The sequence below is a fragment of the Vibrio sp. 3-2(1) genome (genome assembly GCF_963887575.1).
Taxonomy (GTDB): domain Bacteria; phylum Pseudomonadota; class Gammaproteobacteria; order Enterobacterales; family Vibrionaceae; genus Vibrio; species Vibrio anguillarum.
In genome coordinates this window covers 88,721-105,579 of the sequence record NZ_CAWPGB010000055.1, presented here as the reverse complement: position 1 = coordinate 105,579, position 16,859 = coordinate 88,721, and the positions used below count along the sequence as shown (strand labels likewise).

Sequence of the window (16,859 nt, the reverse complement as noted above, 5' to 3'; positions counted from 1 at the left end):
GCGATATGTGATTAATCATGCGTTGCATTGATGGTCAATAGGGTTGCCGTGACGCAGGTTTTCGTAATATGTTGGAAGTGCTTCTTCGAGCCAAAATTTAGGCTTAAGCGCGCTACCGCTGAGAAAACCGACATGGCCACCTTGGGTAAATAAGCGGTAATGGATGTTCTCTGGTAAGGAAAATTTGGGGATCACGGCATCCGTCATAAAGGGATCATCTTGCGCTTGAATGATTTGTAGCGGCACGCGAATTTGTGTCAGCTTTGAAAGGCCTGAGCACTGCTGGTAGTAATCCTGCGCATCTTGAAAACCATGCAAAGGCGCGGTGATGAGATCGTCAAATTCGTAAAGTTTTTTGATGTGTTTAATTTGATGGTTAGAAATACCTAACTCATTATGTAAAAGATGCTGTTTCTTTAGTGCATTTTTTTTCAATGATGTCAGTAAGTAAGCGCGATAAACCTTTGAAAATCCCTGTTCAATGCGTGTGGAACACGCTGACAGATCGAGCGGAGCGGAGACAACGGTTGCCGCGCTAACGATCGGGTCGTGATTATATTGCGCTAAGTAATTAACCAACATATTGCCGCCAAGAGAAATACCCACCGCCACGATAGGTCGATTCGGGCATTGCTTGCGTATGTATTCGAGCACAAAGCGTGCATCTTCAACTTCACCAGAATGGTAAGCACGTGCCAGATGGTTCGGTTTGCCGCTACAGCCGCGAAAATGCATCATGACCGATAACCACCCCTGCTGTGCGAAGGCGTACATTAAGCCATTGGCATACGGGCTATGAAAACTGCCTTCTAAGCCATGAAACAAGATAAATAGGGGTTTATTTTGTACTCGCTCTGAGCGCCAATCATCACTCCAAGCAAGGTCTAAAAAATCACCATCAGGTGTAAACAGCGTTTGCCACAGCGGCTCAAAACGTGCGCGTTTGCGCAACAAACGAGGAAGCAGAGTCTGAAGGTGTGGATTTGTTAGTCCAGTAGCAGCGATAAATGAAGTCATAACCATAGCGCATTATTTTTATGAATTGCGACCAGTATACACCGAGCGAGCAATTGATGTAGTTACGGTTTTTGAGAATGAGGCGCCGGGGTTTTAAAGGCGAGATGCAAATGCTCACAGCCAAGTTGGCGACAGTAACGCAGCGTTAATTGTTCACCATGGTTATTCTGCAATGCCAATGCGTTGATACATTCCACAAGGTCAGCTTGCTGCTGCTTTTCAAGCTGCAGCTCAAATTGCAGCGCCTCGCGGTACAGCGTATCTGGCACCATGCTTTTCAAACGTCGTCTTAACTCTCGGTAACTGTGCAGCAGCGCTTCTGAACGACCGATACATTGAGTGACATTTTGCCAGTCAGCATCGGCAACCGTCACTTGTTGCTCATCAAGCCATTTGAGTAGCAGCAATAAGTTGACGTTGCCGTGGAAGTTATTTTGTAAACTTAAGCACGCCTCTTTCACTTCTCGCACGCTGTAGTATTGCAAACTGAATTGCCATAAGCGTTCTAAGGTCAGTGATAATCGTACGTGCTCTTGGCTCATCTTAGCGACTGAATTCCTGCTCTAGTTGTTCGAGTGTCTCTTGTTCCGACATCCATTCCATTTCGATCGCTTCAAGTGCCGATTTACTGCGAGCTTGAAGCGCAATCACTTCGGTAAGTTTAGCTTTGTTTTCGGCTTCATACAGCGAAGTATCAGACAATTGCTCTTCAGTTTGCGCCAGTGCCGCGTTCAATGTGTCCATTTTCGCTTCGAGTTGTGTCAGTTTTTTGCGAATTGGTGCGGTTTGGATGCGAAATTCCGCTTCTCGGCGCTTTTGATCTTTTTTGGCAGCGGCACTGTTGCTGCTGTCTTTGGCAGGTTGCTGAGATTGAACTTCTCTACGTTCCGCTTTCTGTTGTTCTGTCAGCCATTTGTAGTAGTCGGTTAAATCCCCATCGAAAGGCGCGACTTGACGATCGTGCACCAAGTACAAGTCATCGGTGGTTGCGCGCAGTAGATAACGATCATGGCTGACGATGACCATCGCGCCTTCAAAGGTTTGCAGGGCAAACGTTAGGGCTTGACGCATATCCAAGTCTAAGTGGTTGGTGGGTTCATCAAGCAGCAGCAAGTTCGGTTTTTGCCACACAATTAGCGCAAGCACTAAGCGAGCCTTTTCACCCCCGGAAAACGGAGCGATTTTCTCTAGCGCTTTGTCGCCTTGGAAACCAAAACTACCCAGATAATTACGCAGCTCAAGTTCGTTTTTATCTGGGGCGATTTGCATCATGTGCTGCAGAGGGGTCTCTTCTGGATGCAGTGTTTCTAACTGATGCTGGGCAAAGTAACCAATCTTTACACCTTGCGAATAAGTGAGATCGCCGCCTTGCGGTTTTAACTCACCGGAGAGCAATTTAATTAATGTTGATTTACCCGCACCGTTACGCCCGAGTAATCCAATACGGCTTCCCGGTACAAGGTTGAGGCGAATTTTTTCTAAAATTAAACGTTCACCATACCCGGCGTAGACTTCGTCCATCATCATGATTGGGTTAGGCAGTGCCGAAGGCTCTCGAAATTCGAAATTAAATGGGTTATCAAATTGAGCTGGCAGCACTTTTTCCATTCGTTCCAACGCTTTGATACGACTTTGTGCTTGGCGAGCTTTGGAGGCCTTGTAGCGGAAACGGTCGATGTAGCTTTGCATGTGCACCATCTGTTTTTGCTGCTTCTGGTACATGGCTTGTTGCAAGATCAGTTTTTGCGCCCGTTGATTTTCAAACGATGAGTAGTTTCCGGTGTATTCGTTCATGGCTTGATTTTCGATATGGATGATGCGTCCGACGATCGGATCAAGAAAATCGCGGTCATGGGAAATCAAGATCAAGGTGCCGGGATAGTTTTGTAACCAACGTTCAAGCCACATGACGGCGTCCAAATCCAAGTGGTTGGTCGGTTCATCAAGCAGCAGTAAATCCGAGCGGCACAACAGCGCTTGCGCTAAGTTTAAGCGCATCCGCCAACCACCTGAAAATTGCGTTAAGCTCCATCCCATCTGTTCTTGGCTAAACCCCAAACCATCAAGCAGTTCAGAAGCCCGAGCGCGAATACTGTATCCACCGATGGTTTCAATTTTTCCATGCAGCTCTGCAACTAAGGTTCCTTGGTCAGCCTCTTCAGCAACGCTGAGGCGCCGTTCTAATTCACGATATTCACGATCGCCATCGATGACATATTCAATCGCATCGCGATCAAGAGCCGGAGTTTCTTGGGCAACCCAAGCCAGTTCCCAGTGAGCTGGTTTACTGAAGGAGCCAGCGTCAATAGATAGCTCATCTTTGAGTAGGGCAAAGAGCGTTGATTTGCCACAGCCATTTTTGCCTACTAGGCCAACTTTATCGCCCGGCTGGATAGTTGCAGAGGCCTTTTCAAGGAGCGGTTTACCGCCGCGCAGTAATTGAATATCAGAGAAGGTAATCATAAAAATCTATTTTTCATATCGAGACGTTATCGCGTGGAATAGTAGGGGCAATAAGGATAAATGTCGATCATTATGCAAATTGCGTTATTATGCTTAATAACATATTGATAACTATTGGGAGCGCAGACAAAAATGTCCACCACCGTCATGCCTGACCAAATTACACCTAAAATATTGGTGATTTATGCGCATCCTGAGCCATTAAACTCCATCGCCAATCAAACCATGCTGCTCAATATTGCGTCACTTTCCCACGTCACAGTGCATGACTTGTATGCAACCTATCCCGATTTTTTTATCGATGTGCACGCAGAGCAGCAAAAACTACTTGAGCATGATGTGATTGTGTTTCAACACCCTCTTTATATGTATTCCTGCCCCGCGCTGCTCAAAGAGTGGTTTGATCGCGTGCTTGCCAAAGGGTTTGCCTTCGGCGGACAGACGGCGTTGCATGGTAAATACTGGCGTAGCGTCATCACCACGGGCGGAAAAAAAGAAGCGTTTGATGAGCGGGGCTACAACAAATACCCACTGGATCAAATTCTCCAACCATTTGAATTAACCGCGGCTCTGTGTTGTATGAACTGGATGGAACCGTTAGTTCTCTACTGGTCACGTAATGTGAGTGATATGGAGCGCTATCAACACGCTGAGCATTATCGACACTGGTTGCAACACCCACTGGCCACACAAGGAGAGCTTGATGGCGTTAAGCGGTGATTTTTTACAAAGCAGCGTGGTGTTTTTAACCGCGGCTGTGGTGGCCGTACCGATTGCTCAGCGTGCAGGGCTGGGTTCGGTGCTCGGCTATTTGTTAGCTGGTGTAGCCATAGGCCCTTGGGGGCTGGGTTTAATCAGTGATGTGCAAGCCATATTACACTTTGCTGAATTTGGCGTGGTGCTGCTGTTGTTTCTGATTGGGCTGGAATTAAACCCCAAAAAATTATGGCAGATGCGTGGGCCGATCCTTGGTTTGGGTGGCGCGCAGGTAGTGGTAAGTACCTTAGTCATTGCCAGTATTGCTTATCTATTAGGCGTTAACTGGCAGAGTAGTTTAGTGATTGGTATGGGCCTTGCGCTCTCTTCGACAGCAATCGCATTACGCGTAATTGAAGAGCAAGGGCTAACACGCAGTGAAGCTGGCCAGTCTGGTTTTGCAGTACTGCTTTTTCAAGATATCGCTGTCATCCCGATGTTGGCCTTTTTGCCTTTACTGGCAGGCAACGCTGGCGGAAGCTGGTTAGATGTGACTTGGATGTTGGGTGGCATTACCGCTTTGCTGGTCGGGGGCCATTTTCTATTGAGCCCGCTGTTTCGTTATATTGTGACCAGTGGTGTGCGTGAACTTTTTACCGTTGCCGCCTTATTGTTGGTGATTGGGATTGCACTGTTAATGCAGCAGCTTGGCTTGTCAATGGCGCTCGGTACTTTCCTTGCTGGCGTGTTGCTGGCAGAAAGTGAATTTCGCCATGAACTTGAGATCGCGATTGAACCGTTTAAAGGGTTATTGCTCGGGCTATTTTTTATTGCCGTTGGAATGGCGGTTAATTTGGGCTTATTGGCGCAAGCGCCGCTGCAAGTGTTGGCGGCTGTATTAGGTCTAGTGGTGCTGAAAGGAGGAATCCTTTATCTCCTCGCGCGTTTATCGGGTACACGTTCCAAAGCGCGCAGCAAAATGGCGGCGATCCTCAGCCAAGGCGGCGAGTTCGCGTTCGTGATTTTCACAGCGGCAAGCGCGCAGGGCGTGCTATCACCGGATCAAGTGGCCTTTTTGCTCGTTGTGGTCAGCTTGTCGATGGTCACCACACCTTTATTACTGACGATTCAGGACAAATGGTTTGCGCGAAAATTGAACCTCAGCAGTGACGATGAGATGCATTCCGATGTCGTCAATAAACAGCCGCAAATTATCATTGCGGGTTTTGGGCGTTTTGGGCAAATTGTAGGGCGTTTGATGTACGCCAATAAGATTAAAATTACCGTATTAGAAAGCGATGCCAGTCAAATTAAATTATTGAGAGAGTACGGTTATAACGTTTTTTATGGTGATGCGACTCAACTTGAACTGTTGCGCGCCGCGGGTGCAGAAGAAGCTGAGGCGATTGTCATCTGTACCGATGCGCCCGATGAAGTGATGAAAATTGTGGAACTTTGTCAGCACCATTTCCCGCAGTTAAAGATCTTAGCTCGCGCTCGTAGCCGGGTAGAGGCGTATCAGTTACTCAGCCATGGGGTCGATAAATACTCGCGGGAAACTTTCTTAGGCGCTTTGGACCTCGGCCGACAAGTACTGGTCGAATTGGGCATGCACCCTTACCAAGCCAAGCGCGCCGAAGCACATTTTAGAAAACTCGATAATGCGATGCTCAAAGAACTGCTACCGCAACATAACCAAGACAAACAACTCGCACTGCGCGCCAAAGAGGCACGTAAAGAGCTAGAAGAAATATTTGGGCGTGAAATGGATAATGATCGCCAATCTCGTCATTATTGGGAAAAATAACGCCAATCAATATTCAGTTGTAGGATGTAACGTGAAACAGAAAAAACGCTTTATTGCCGGTGCAAAGTGCCCAAGTTGTCAGTCACAAGATACTCTGCGCTGGTGGGTTGAAAACAACATAGAGCTCGTTGAGTGTGTCGAGTGCGACTACCATGAGCAGCGAAAGCCCAAATCTGTAGAAAAAAGTGAACATGCTCGGCAAGAGATGATCGGGATTTTTAAACCAGAATAATTGAGTTTCTGGAATAGATCTTCATAATACGCCTCATACCGATCGATTTCTTAGGTTTGAAGATGACAACCTAGGAACAAACCTCCTTGGAGTTGTTATGAAAATTGAAAAGAACGTGGTTGTAAGCCTAGCCTACCAATTAGTATTGGAAGATGGTGCAGTCGTAGACCAATCAACAGTTGATGCACCACTAGATTACCTTCACGGTCACAACAATCTAATCACTGGCCTTGAAAATGAGTTAGAAGGAAAAGTTGTGGGCGATAAGTTCACAGCAACTATCGCTCCTGAAGAAGCGTACGGTGAATACAACGATGAGCTTGTACAACGTGTACCTGCTGAAGTTTTCCAAGGCGTTGATGAAATTGAAGTGGGTATGCGTTTTCTAGCGGATACTGACCAAGGCCAAATTCCAGTTGAAATCACGGAAGTGGATGGTGACGAAGTGGTAGTTGATGGTAACCACATGTTGGCTGGCCAAACATTAACGTTTGATGTAGAAGTCGTTGCGATTCGCGCTGCAACTGAAGAAGAAATCCAACATGGTCACATTCACCAAGCTGGTGGCTGTGGACATGGCCACGACCATGACCACGATCATGATCATGAAGGTGGTTGCTGTGGTGGTGAAGGCCATGACCATGGTGAGAAAAAAGAAGGTTGTTGCGGTGGCGGCAGCTGCGGTTCACATTAATCATTTTTTGGTTGGTAGTGCCAAAGTAGGCAGTAATAACCGACTGATACAATGAAATGGAAAGCGTTAATCGTCATGCGATTAGCGCTTTTTTGTTGCTTGTTAATTATTACAGTACTCACTTGCCGCCTACCTGCAACTTCAAGTTATTTGGGTATAGTTAATGTGTAGAACAGAAGTGTATTGCCTCTCAATTTATTAAGTTAAGGAATTCTCATGTCACAACCTTTTGCTATAGCAATTCATGGCGGCGCTGGAACCATCATTCGTCAACAAATGAGCGAATCATTAAAGCGCGATATTTTGAACACGCTAGAAAGTGCTGTCCGAGCGGGGCATCAAGTACTGGCACAAGGTGGTGATGCACTGGATGCGGTGGTTGAGGCTGTGAAAATACTTGAGGACTCTCCGTTGTTTAACGCAGGAAAAGGTTCGGTGTTAACGCATCAAGAGATGGTGGAGATGGACGCCTCTGTCATGCATGGCAAAATGATGGACGCAGGCGCGGTCGCTGGGGTTCGGCACATTAAAAATCCGGTGCAGCTCGCGCGTGATGTAATGAAGCACAGTGATCATGTGTTGTTGATTGGTGAGGGCGCAGAAGCGTTTGCTTTTACTCAAGGGCATCAATATACAGAACAAGATTACTTTTTTACTGAGCGTCGTTATGAACAGTTGCTAGCGATGAAAAGCAACAATCAATTTGCTTTGTCGGAATCAAAATTCCCAGATGACAAGAAATTTGGCACTGTTGGCGCAGTTGCATTGGATAAACAAGGCAACCTTGCGTCTGCTACTAGTACCGGTGGCATCACGAATAAAAAATTTGGTCGCGTCGGCGATTCTCCCATCATCGGTGCAGGAACGGTGGCTGAAAATGGTAATGTGGCGGTATCGACAACGGGCATGGGGGAATATTTCATTCGTAAAATGGTTGCCAGTGACGTTGCCGCTCGCATGCGTTATTTAAAAGAAGATGTTCATACCGCATGTGAAACCATTATTCAGGGTGAACTTAAAACGCTCGGTGGTGAGGGTGGATTGATCGCCATTGATGCGCAAGGCGACATTCATTTTGCAATGAACAGTTCCGGTATGTACCGTGCTTGTGTTGATCGTCAAGGAGAGCTAATCGTAAAAATATATTCGGATGAGTAACTTACGTGCCTAATAACTGAATCATTTATTAAGTTATATTTTTATGACATTTTCGTGTTTAAAAAAGGACTGCAAGGAAAAGGATTCGGTGCTAGAATCCTTTTTTAACTAGCAATCAGACTTGGAAAGATGGGAAATAACGTAGTCGTTCTAGGCACCCAATGGGGTGACGAAGGCAAAGGTAAAATCGTAGACCTTTTAACTGAAGATGCAAAATACGTGGTTCGCTACCAAGGCGGCCATAATGCAGGCCACACTTTGGTCATTGACGGTGAAAAAACCGTTCTTCATTTAATTCCATCCGGCATTCTTCGCAATAAAGTGAAATGCATCATCGGCAACGGTGTTGTGCTTTCACCTGACGCACTAATCAATGAAATGAAGCCTCTAGAAGAGCGTGGTATTCCAGTCCGCGAACGTCTTTTCATTTCTGAAGCTTGCCCACTTATTCTTCCTTACCACATTGCGCTTGACCAAGCTCGTGAAACGGCTCGTGGTAAAAAAGCAATTGGTACGACAGGTCGTGGTATCGGTCCTGCTTATGAAGACAAAGTGGCTCGTCGTGGTTTACGCGTTGGTGACTTGTTCGATATGGCTTCATTTGCAGAAAAGCTAAAAGAAGTGATGGAGTTCCATAACTTCCAACTTGAGCATTTCTACAAAGCTGAACCAGTAAGCTACGAATCCGTACTTGAGCAAGCACAAGGCTATGCTGATTTGCTGACTTCGATGGTGATCGACGTGACCGATGAACTTGATGCAGCGCGTAAGCGTGGCGACAAAATCATGTTCGAAGGTGCGCAAGGTACTATGCTTGATATTGACCACGGTACATACCCATACGTAACGTCTTCTAACACGACTGCTGGTGGTGTTGCTGCAGGTTCTGGTTTCGGCCCTCGTCATCTAGGTTATATTCTAGGTATCGCGAAAGCTTACTGTACTCGCGTTGGTGCAGGTCCATTCCCAACCGAATTGGATGATGAAATCGGTAATCACCTAGGCACGAAAGGCCATGAGTTTGGTGCTACAACAGGCCGTAAGCGCCGTTGTGGTTGGTTTGATGCGGTAGCGATGCGTCGCGCCATTCAAATTAACTCAGTCACAGGCTTCTGCTTGACTAAACTTGACGTACTTGATGGTCTAGAAGAGCTAAAAATCTGTACGGGTTACCAAATGCCAGATGGCTCAATTGCTCAAGTATCACCAATGGCAGCTGACGCTTTTGAAGCGGTAACACCTATTTACGAAACTATGCCTGGTTGGTCTGAAAATACCTTCGGTGCTAAATCAATTGATGCCCTGCCACAAGCGGCGCTTGATTACATCAAACGTATTGAAGAGTTGACTGGTGTACCTGTTGACATCGTTTCTACAGGTCCAGATCGTAACGAAACCATTATCAAGGTTCACCCATTTTCAGTTTAATGGTTGATTGATAAACGTTTTTAAAACCGGCTTTCAGAGCCGGTTTTTTTATACCTGTATTGATGATATTTTGTCCTTGGTGTGGCAATAAATGGCCGAATAACGGCAAATTTTGTCTAAAGAGTTTGCCGCACTGGTCGATAAAGTTATCAAGCCCAGCCCTAGATGAAACTGAGGCTATAATTTTAAGGCTATCGATAGACATAAAGAGTGCAGGTATGAAGCTACGAACGGTAGCAGCTTCATTGTTTTTAGCGCTGACCTCATCCTTGAGTCATGCCAACGTGGCGGAAGTGGGTGAGCCAGTCCCTATTTACACCGAAGCTGAACTAATCAAGTTAATTGAGCAAAATAAACATTTAGAGCAAGTCAAGGCCGACAACTGCCAATTGGTAGAAGATATTGTTGCGCGTGCTACTCGCATCAGCCTGCCTTCCTACGAGTTTTTGTATGGAGATATGCTAGCGTGGGGGGTCTGTGTAGATCAAGATGTCGAACTTGGCTTGTACTATATGGAAAATGCAGCTCATCAAGGTTTACCCGCTGCGTTAGAGCAGCTTGGGCGTTATTATTCGCGTGGTACTTTAGTACAGCAGGATAAAGAGCGAGCTATTCCCTATCTGCGTGAAGCCGCTGCGATGGGCAATATTAATGCTCGTATCCATCTAGCTGAGCTTTTGCTGCGTGATTATGGCAGCCCGCTTGATTATGAAGATGCTTATCGCTGGCTCTATAATTCGGTGACTATCGATCAAAGAATACATTCTCGGATCTCTATGCTCCGGCAGGGGTTAGAGCAGCGAATGCCACAAAATGTGGTTGCGCGAGCCAAGCGCAGAGATACGTTTTGGTAGCCTTCATTATTGCTTTTCTTATTTCGCCCACACGGTTGGGCGAAGTCATTTCTACGCTTTTCCTCTAACGCATTAGCCTATAATAATCAATACGCTGCTGTAGCTTCTGCCGTGAGTCAGTTATACTCTGGCTATCTCTCCTTGCTTTAGCAGGTCTGCCTATGTCTGAAATTATCAATAACGATCCTTTTGCGGATCGAGAATCTAGCAATTACGAAAATCCAATTCCAAGCCGAGAATTCATCCTCGAATTTCTAACCGAAGCCAATGTACCGATGAATCGTAATGATCTTTTTGAGGCATTGGGTTTGTCTGGTGAAGAGCAATACGAAGGGCTACGCCGTCGTTTGCGTGCGATGGAGCGAGATGGCCAATTGGTATTTACTCGTCGCCAATGCTATGCATTGCCAGAAAAACTGGAAATGATCAAAGGTCACGTAATCGGACATAAAGATGGTCATGGGTGGGTTCGTCCTGATGGCAGCGTTGGCAAAGATAACGATGTTTTGCTACCTCATCACCAAATGCGTACCATTATTCATGGCGACTACGTGCTGGTACAACCGACAGGCACGGATAAAAGAGGCCGTAAAGAAGGGCGTTTGGTCCGAGTTTTGGAAGAACGTAAAACCCAACTTGTTGGGCGTTTCTTCCTCGAAAATGGCTACTCTTATGTCGTGCCCGATGATTCACGCATCACTCAAGACATCTTGATCCCTAATGAGCACAAAGGCGGAGCTCGCATGGGGAACGTGGTGGTGATTGAAATTACCGATCGTGGTGCCAGAGCAAGAGGAATGACAGGCAGGGTTGTTGAGGTACTTGGGGAAAATATGGCTCCCGGTATGGAGACACAAATAGCGATTCGCACTCACCAGATCCCTCATGAGTGGCCGCAAGAAGTATTAAAGCAAGTCGAAAACCTGAGAGAAGAAGTTCCAGAAGAGGCGAAGCAAGGGCGCGTTGATTTGCGTCAATTACCTTTAGTGACTATTGATGGTGAAGACGCGCGTGACTTTGATGACGCGGTTTATTGCGAAGCCAAAAAAGGTGGTGGCTGGCGTCTCTGGGTTGCGATTGCTGACGTAAGTTATTATGTGCGCCCCGATACGGCTCTTGATAAAGAAGCGATCAACCGTGGTAACTCAGTTTACTTCCCATCGCAAGTCGTCCCTATGCTACCGGAAGTACTGTCGAACGGTCTTTGTTCACTTAATCCACAAGTCGACCGTCTATGCATGGTGTGCGAGATGACAGTCTCTGCAACGGGCAAAATTTCGGGTTACAAACATTACGAAGCCGTGATGAACTCTCATGCCCGTTTAACTTACAACAAAGTACACGCCATTCTTGAAGGGGATGAAGAGCTACGCGAACGTTATCAAGCCGTGGTTCCTCATCTTGAAGAACTCTATTCGATGTATAAGGTGCTAAAAGCAGCGCGTGATGAGCGTGGCGGTATCGAATTTGAAACGATTGAAACTAAGTTTATTTTTAATGCTGAGCGTAAAATCGACAGCATTGAACCTGTTGTACGTAATGATGCGCATAAAATAATCGAAGAGTGCATGATCCTCGCTAATATTGCTTCAGCATCGCTGGTGGAAAAAGCGAAAGAGCCCGCTCTGTACCGTATCCATGAATCACCGGGAGAAGAGCGCTTGACCGGCTTTAGGGATTTCTTAGGCGAGCTTGGTTTGAACTTAGCGGGTGGGCTAGAGCCTTCGCCAACCGATTACGCTAACTTAATGAAACAGATTGGTGAGCGCCAAGACAAAGAGTTGATCCAAACCATGTTACTGCGTTCCATGAAGCAGGCTGTGTATAACGCGGATAACTGTGGTCACTTTGGTTTAGCGCTCAAACGCTATGCGCACTTTACTTCACCTATTCGTCGCTACCCTGATCTCCTATTGCACCGCGCAATTAAATATTTGATTGCCAAAGAATCGGGTAATCACACCGACCGTTGGACAACCACAGGTGGTTATCACTACTCTTTTGATGACATGGACTTCTATGGTCAGCAATGTTCAATGACAGAACGCCGTGCTGATGATGCGACGCGTGAAGTATCTGATTGGCTCAAGTGTGAATACATGCAAGATCATGTAGGCGAAGAGCTTGATGGAGTCATAGCCAACGTGACAGGTTTCGGTTTCTTCGTTCGTTTAACTGAGTTGCACATTGATGGATTGGTCCATATTTCAACGCTAGCGAACGACTACTATCAATTTGATCCCGTGGGACAACGATTGATCGGCGAAAGTTTTGGCAACATCTATCGCTTAGGTGACGCCGTTAAAGTCAAAGTGTTATCCGTCAACTTGGATGATCGTCAAATTGACTTTGAAATCGTGGGCACTAGCCGTAAGCTGCGCGGAGAAGGCAAGACAGCGAAGAAACGTGCAACGGATGCACGAGAGAAAGCACGTGGCAAGAAGGTGACGTCAAGTAAAGGAAAGGCAACTCCTTTAGTTGAAGCGACTAAACGCCCAGATGAAAAAAGTAGTGAAGGCTCAAAACCTGAACGAAAAAAAAGCAAAACAACAAAAGCACGCAAAAAGAAACCCGCGGCCAAAGCAAATAAAGCGCGTGCTAGTAAATAACGATCAATGGGTAAATCATGAGTAACGAATGTATTTATGGTATTCACGCGGTCAGCGCTGTACTTGAAAAAGATCCAGCGCGATTGATAGAAGCGTTTGTACTGAAAGGGCGACAAGATGATCGCCTGCTTCCACTGTTAAATGAACTGCAACATTGCGGTGTCTCTATTCAACAGATGGGACGTAAAACATTGGATGACAAGGCTCAAGGGGCGAATCATCAGGGCATCATTGCTCGTGTAAAACCAGCAAAACAGCTTAATGAGCATGATTTAGAAGCAATCATCGCACAGCATGAACAACCGCTATTACTTGTTTTGGATGGTGTTACCGATCCGCATAATCTCGGCGCATGCTTACGTAACGCCGATGCTGCCGGGGTCGCTGCAGTGATCGTACCGAAAGATAAGTCAGCACCAATGACGGCAACGGTCAGCAAAGTCGCTTGTGGCGCTGCTGAAACTGTGCCTTTAGTACGAGTGACGAATCTTGCACGTACCATGCGCGCCCTTCAAGAACAAGGCGTATGGTTTGTTGGCACTGCCGGTGAGGCGACGCATGACATTTACCAAGCCAAACTGACAGGGCCCCTTGCGATTGTTATGGGCGCTGAAGGGGATGGTATGCGCCGTTTAACGCGCGAAACCTGCGATGATCTGATCAAAATACCGATGGCGGGCACCGTTTCTAGCCTAAACGTATCAGTAGCGGCTGGGATCTGTCTGTTTGAAGCAGTGAGACAGCGCCAAGCTGTATAATTGTGCAACAGGGATAAAAGGATAGGGTCGTGAGTGCTCACCTCATCTTTCTATCCCTTCTATACTTCCTCAGTGAAAGAAGAAATAGATAGTTTATAAGTTTAATTTCTACACAGCGCTTGCATGTGTAATGGTGATCTGTATAATGCACCGCACTGGTTAAATCCAGTTGTGAACCAATGAGCAGTGAGGAGTAAACTGACCTAGCTGTTAGTTTAGTAACGTATACTCAGCTTATGTTCGCAGTTAATACAATTAGCTCTGTTGCGTTTAGTAATAGATTAAAGTTAATCGAAAATTAACTGACAATGTGCCTAATTTTGGCACTACGGTTTCACATAAATCAATCGGCATTCTCTCGTTTTAACGAGTTTGAGTGGCGATATTGTTTGTGTAATTTTTAATTATTGGAGCTCTGTCTCATGCAGAACCAACGTATCCGTATCCGCCTAAAAGCGTTCGATTACAAACTAATCGATGCTTCTACAGCGGAAATCGTTGAAACAGCTAAGCGTACCGGCGCACAGGTTCGTGGTCCTATTCCACTTCCTACTCGTAAAGAGCGTTTCACTGTTCTTATCTCTCCACACGTCAACAAAGATGCTCGTGATCAGTACGAAATTCGTACTCACAAACGTCTAATCGACATCGTTGAGCCAACAGATAAAACTGTTGATGCACTGATGCGCCTAGATCTAGCTGCTGGCGTTGACGTACAAATCAGCCTAGGTTAAGGGAGATTAGAAGAATGATTGGTCTAGTCGGACGTAAAGTGGGTATGACCCGCGTATTTACTGAAGAAGGCGTTTCTATCCCAGTAACTGTTGTTGAGGTTGAAGCAAACCGTATTTCTCAAGTGAAAACTCTTGAGACTGACGGCTATGCAGCAATCCAGGTAACTACTGGTACTAAGAAAGCCAACCGTGTAACTAAACCAGAAGCTGGTCACTTTGCGAAAGCAGGTGTAGAAGCTGGTCGCGGTCTTTGGGAATTCCGTTTAGAAAACGGCGAAGAGTTTGAAGTTGGCACTGAGCTAAATGTAGAACTTTTCAACGAAGTTAAAAAAGTAGACGTTACTGGTACATCTAAAGGTAAAGGTTTCCAAGGTGCTGTTAAGCGCTGGAATTTCCGTACCCAAGATATGACTCACGGTAACTCTTTGTCTCACCGTGCACCGGGTTCAATTGGCCAATGTCAAACTCCAGGTCGCGTGTTCAAAGGCAAAAAAATGGCAGGTCACATGGGTGCTGAGCGTGTAACGACTCAAAACCTAGAGATCGTACGTGTTGACGCTGAGCGCAATCTGCTTCTTATTAAAGGTGCAGTACCAGGTGCAACTGGCGCTAACGTGATCGTCAAACCAGCTATTAAAGCATAACGTCTAGGAGTAAGTAATGGAATTGATGGTTAAAGGTGCTAACGCACTAACTGTTTCCGAAACTACTTTCGGACGTGAGTTCAACGAAGCCCTTGTACATCAAGTAGTTGTTGCGTATGCAGCAGGTGCTCGTCAAGGTACTCGTGCTCAAAAGACACGTTCAGAAGTTTCTGGCGGTGGCGCTAAGCCATGGCGTCAAAAAGGTACTGGCCGTGCACGTGCTGGTACAATTCGTAGCCCAATCTGGCGTACAGGTGGTGTTACTTTTGCTGCGAAACCACAAGATCACAGCCAAAAAGTAAACAAAAAAATGTACCGCGGTGCTATGAAGAGCATTCTTTCTGAACTAGTTCGTCAAGAGCGTTTAATCGTTGTTGATAACTTCTCAGTAGAAGCACCAAAAACTAAAGAGCTATTAGCTAAGCTTAAAGAACTTGAGCTTAACGATGTACTCATCGTTACTGGCGAAGTAGACGAGAATCTATTCTTAGCTGCTCGCAACCTATATAAAGTTGACGCACGTGACGTAGCGGGTCTTGACCCAGTTAGCCTAATTGCGTTTGACAAGGTTCTAATGACTGCAGAAGCAGTTAAGCAAGTTGAGGAGATGCTGGCATGATCAGTGAAGAGCGTCTACTAAAAGTTCTACGTGCACCGCACATCTCTGAAAAAGCAACTATGACTGCTGAGAAAGCGAACACTATCGTTTTCAAAGTAGCAAAAGATGCAACTAAGAAAGAGATCAAAGCAGCTGTAGAAAAGCTATTTGAAGTTGAAGTTAAGTCTGTAAATACTCTTATCACTAAGGGTAAGACCAAACGTCAAGGTCTACGCCAAGGTCGCCGCAGCGACGTTAAAAAAGCGTATGTGACTTTGAAAGAAGGTCAAGATCTTGACTTTGTTGGCGGCGCGGAATAACAGGAGTAGTTGAATAATGGCTATTGTTAAATGTAAGCCGACTTCCCCTGGTCGTCGTCACGTCGTTAAAGTTGTTAACGCTGACCTACACAAGGGTAAGCCATACGCACCTCTTCTAGAGAAAAACTCTAAGAATGGTGGTCGTAACAACAACGGTCGTATCACAGTACGTCATATCGGTGGTGGTCATAAGCAACACTATCGTTTGGTTGACTTCAAACGTACTAAAGATGGCATCCCAGCGAAAGTTGAGCGTCTAGAATACGATCCAAACCGTAGCGCAAATATCGCTCTAGTTCTGTACGCAGACGGCGAGCGTCGTTACATTATCGCACCTAAAGGTGTTCAAGCTGGTGATACAATCCAGTCTGGTGTTGATGCGCCAATTAAAGCAGGTAACACTCTGCCAATGCGCAACATCCCAGTGGGTTCTACTATTCACTGTGTTGAACTTAAGCCTGGTAAAGGTGCACAGCTAGCTCGTTCGGCTGGTGCATATGCTCAACTTGTCGCTCGCGACGGTACTTATGCAACTATCCGCCTACGTTCTGGTGAAATGCGCAAAGTACTTTCTGAAGGCCGTGCAACAATCGGTGAAGTTGGTAACTCTGAGCACATGCTACGTGAACTAGGTAAAGCTGGTGCTTCACGCTGGCGCGGCGTACGTCCAACTGTACGTGGTGTAGTAATGAACCCGGTTGACCACCCACACGGTGGTGGTGAAGGCCGCACATCTGGTGGTCGTCACCCAGTATCTCCTTGGGGTATGCCTACTAAGGGCTTCAAGACTCGTAGCAACAAACGCACCGACAAGTACATCGTACGTCGTCGTAATAAGTAATCTATA

Annotated in this window: 17 protein-coding genes; 14 read left to right on the top strand and 3 right to left on the bottom strand. The window is 46.2% G+C overall.

Annotation, left to right across the window (positions count from 1 at the left end; genetic code table 11):
• Positions 1-15: 15 nt before the first annotated feature.
• Genes AACQ79_RS14880 through AACQ79_RS14870 form a run of 3 tightly spaced genes read right to left on the bottom strand, consistent with a single transcriptional unit; the run spans position 16 to position 3,480 of the window.
• A complete protein-coding gene (locus tag AACQ79_RS14880; protein WP_094165217.1) occupies positions 16-1,023 on the bottom strand; it encodes a hydrolase in 1,008 nt (335 codons plus the stop codon).
• Positions 1,024-1,079: 56 nt separating this feature from the next.
• Entirely contained in the window at positions 1,080-1,559 is a 480-nt protein-coding gene (locus AACQ79_RS14875; RefSeq protein WP_010318745.1) for a TIGR02444 family protein, read from the bottom strand.
• A 1-nt stretch (position 1,560) separates the two neighbouring features.
• Entirely contained in the window at positions 1,561-3,480 is a 1,920-nt protein-coding gene (locus tag AACQ79_RS14870) for an ABC transporter ATP-binding protein (protein ID WP_094165215.1), read from the bottom strand.
• Positions 3,481-3,612: 132 nt separating this feature from the next.
• Between AACQ79_RS14870 and kefG the strand changes: the two genes are divergently transcribed.
• The 14 genes from kefG (at position 3,613) to rplB (ending at position 16,853) form a co-directional block, all read left to right on the top strand.
• Positions 3,613-4,200, top strand: a complete 588-nt coding sequence (gene kefG, locus AACQ79_RS14865) for a glutathione-regulated potassium-efflux system ancillary protein KefG (RefSeq protein ID WP_026029181.1) — start codon at positions 3,613-3,615, stop codon at positions 4,198-4,200.
• Positions 4,184-5,983 carry a glutathione-regulated potassium-efflux system protein KefB gene (gene kefB, locus AACQ79_RS14860; protein ID WP_017046742.1) on the top strand — a complete coding sequence of 600 codons (1,800 nt, stop codon included), beginning with the start codon at positions 4,184-4,186 and terminating at the stop codon, positions 5,981-5,983. Before kefG ends, kefB begins: the two co-directional genes overlap by 17 nt.
• A 31-nt stretch (positions 5,984-6,014) precedes the next feature.
• Positions 6,015-6,215, top strand: coding sequence for a YheV family putative zinc ribbon protein (locus AACQ79_RS14855; protein WP_010318749.1), 201 nt, complete (start codon positions 6,015-6,017; stop codon positions 6,213-6,215).
• Positions 6,216-6,312: 97 nt separating this feature from the next.
• On the top strand, positions 6,313-6,909 hold the full coding sequence (gene slyD / locus AACQ79_RS14850; RefSeq protein ID WP_013855912.1) for a peptidylprolyl isomerase: 597 nt from the start codon (positions 6,313-6,315) through the stop codon (positions 6,907-6,909).
• Between the two features lie 216 nt (positions 6,910-7,125).
• Positions 7,126-8,067 carry an isoaspartyl peptidase/L-asparaginase family protein gene (locus tag AACQ79_RS14845; protein WP_013855914.1) on the top strand — a complete coding sequence of 314 codons (942 nt, stop codon included), beginning with the start codon at positions 7,126-7,128 and terminating at the stop codon, positions 8,065-8,067.
• Between the two features lie 129 nt (positions 8,068-8,196).
• The gene (locus AACQ79_RS14840) at positions 8,197-9,495 is read left to right on the top strand and encodes an adenylosuccinate synthase (protein WP_013855915.1); all 1,299 of its coding nucleotides are present in this window, start codon (positions 8,197-8,199) and stop codon (positions 9,493-9,495) included.
• A gap of 218 nt (positions 9,496-9,713) precedes the next feature.
• Positions 9,714-10,349 (top strand): flagellar protein MotX, encoded by a 636-nt coding sequence (motX, locus tag AACQ79_RS14835; RefSeq protein WP_013855917.1) that lies wholly within the window; start codon positions 9,714-9,716, stop codon positions 10,347-10,349.
• Between the two features lie 161 nt (positions 10,350-10,510).
• The gene (gene rnr, locus AACQ79_RS14830; protein WP_017046740.1) at positions 10,511-12,958 is read left to right on the top strand and encodes a ribonuclease R; all 2,448 of its coding nucleotides are present in this window, start codon (positions 10,511-10,513) and stop codon (positions 12,956-12,958) included.
• Between the two features lie 17 nt (positions 12,959-12,975).
• Complete coding sequence (rlmB, locus tag AACQ79_RS14825) at positions 12,976-13,716, top strand: 23S rRNA (guanosine(2251)-2'-O)-methyltransferase RlmB (RefSeq protein ID WP_017042851.1); 741 nt, start codon at positions 12,976-12,978, stop codon at positions 13,714-13,716.
• A 422-nt stretch (positions 13,717-14,138) separates the two neighbouring features.
• A complete protein-coding gene (gene rpsJ / locus AACQ79_RS14820) occupies positions 14,139-14,450 on the top strand; it encodes a 30S ribosomal protein S10 (protein ID WP_001181007.1) in 312 nt (103 codons plus the stop codon).
• 14 nt (positions 14,451-14,464) lie between these two features.
• A complete protein-coding gene (rplC, locus tag AACQ79_RS14815) occupies positions 14,465-15,094 on the top strand; it encodes a 50S ribosomal protein L3 (protein ID WP_013855921.1) in 630 nt (209 codons plus the stop codon).
• 16 nt (positions 15,095-15,110) lie between these two features.
• A complete protein-coding gene (gene rplD, locus AACQ79_RS14810) occupies positions 15,111-15,713 on the top strand; it encodes a 50S ribosomal protein L4 (protein ID WP_010318759.1) in 603 nt (200 codons plus the stop codon).
• Positions 15,710-16,012, top strand: coding sequence for a 50S ribosomal protein L23 (rplW, locus tag AACQ79_RS14805; protein ID WP_010318760.1), 303 nt, complete (start codon positions 15,710-15,712; stop codon positions 16,010-16,012). Before rplD ends, rplW begins: the two co-directional genes overlap by 4 nt.
• A gap of 16 nt (positions 16,013-16,028) precedes the next feature.
• Complete coding sequence (gene rplB, locus AACQ79_RS14800; RefSeq protein ID WP_013855922.1) at positions 16,029-16,853, top strand: 50S ribosomal protein L2; 825 nt, start codon at positions 16,029-16,031, stop codon at positions 16,851-16,853.
• The last annotated feature ends 6 nt before the right edge of the window (positions 16,854-16,859 follow it).

Bases quoted from the DNA above. Each gene is read 5' to 3' on its own strand.
- AACQ79_RS14880 (WP_094165217.1), bottom strand. From the start codon at position 1,023: ATGGTTATGACTTCATTTATCGCTGCTACTGGACTAACAAATCCACAC.
- AACQ79_RS14875 (WP_010318745.1), bottom strand. From the start codon at position 1,559: ATGAGCCAAGAGCACGTACGATTATCACTGACCTTAGAACGCTTATGG.
- AACQ79_RS14870 (WP_094165215.1), bottom strand. From the start codon at position 3,480: ATGATTACCTTCTCTGATATTCAATTACTGCGCGGCGGTAAACCGCTC.
- kefG (WP_026029181.1), top strand. From the start codon at position 3,613: ATGTCCACCACCGTCATGCCTGACCAAATTACACCTAAAATATTGGTG.
- kefB (WP_017046742.1), top strand. From the start codon at position 4,184: ATGGCGTTAAGCGGTGATTTTTTACAAAGCAGCGTGGTGTTTTTAACC.
- slyD (WP_013855912.1), top strand. From the start codon at position 6,313: ATGAAAATTGAAAAGAACGTGGTTGTAAGCCTAGCCTACCAATTAGTA.
- AACQ79_RS14845 (WP_013855914.1), top strand. From the start codon at position 7,126: ATGTCACAACCTTTTGCTATAGCAATTCATGGCGGCGCTGGAACCATC.
- AACQ79_RS14840 (WP_013855915.1), top strand. From the start codon at position 8,197: ATGGGAAATAACGTAGTCGTTCTAGGCACCCAATGGGGTGACGAAGGC.
- motX (WP_013855917.1), top strand. From the start codon at position 9,714: ATGAAGCTACGAACGGTAGCAGCTTCATTGTTTTTAGCGCTGACCTCA.
- rnr (WP_017046740.1), top strand. From the start codon at position 10,511: ATGTCTGAAATTATCAATAACGATCCTTTTGCGGATCGAGAATCTAGC.
- rlmB (WP_017042851.1), top strand. From the start codon at position 12,976: ATGAGTAACGAATGTATTTATGGTATTCACGCGGTCAGCGCTGTACTT.
- rpsJ (WP_001181007.1), top strand. From the start codon at position 14,139: ATGCAGAACCAACGTATCCGTATCCGCCTAAAAGCGTTCGATTACAAA.
- rplC (WP_013855921.1), top strand. From the start codon at position 14,465: ATGATTGGTCTAGTCGGACGTAAAGTGGGTATGACCCGCGTATTTACT.
- rplD (WP_010318759.1), top strand. From the start codon at position 15,111: ATGGAATTGATGGTTAAAGGTGCTAACGCACTAACTGTTTCCGAAACT.
- rplW (WP_010318760.1), top strand. From the start codon at position 15,710: ATGATCAGTGAAGAGCGTCTACTAAAAGTTCTACGTGCACCGCACATC.
- rplB (WP_013855922.1), top strand. From the start codon at position 16,029: ATGGCTATTGTTAAATGTAAGCCGACTTCCCCTGGTCGTCGTCACGTC.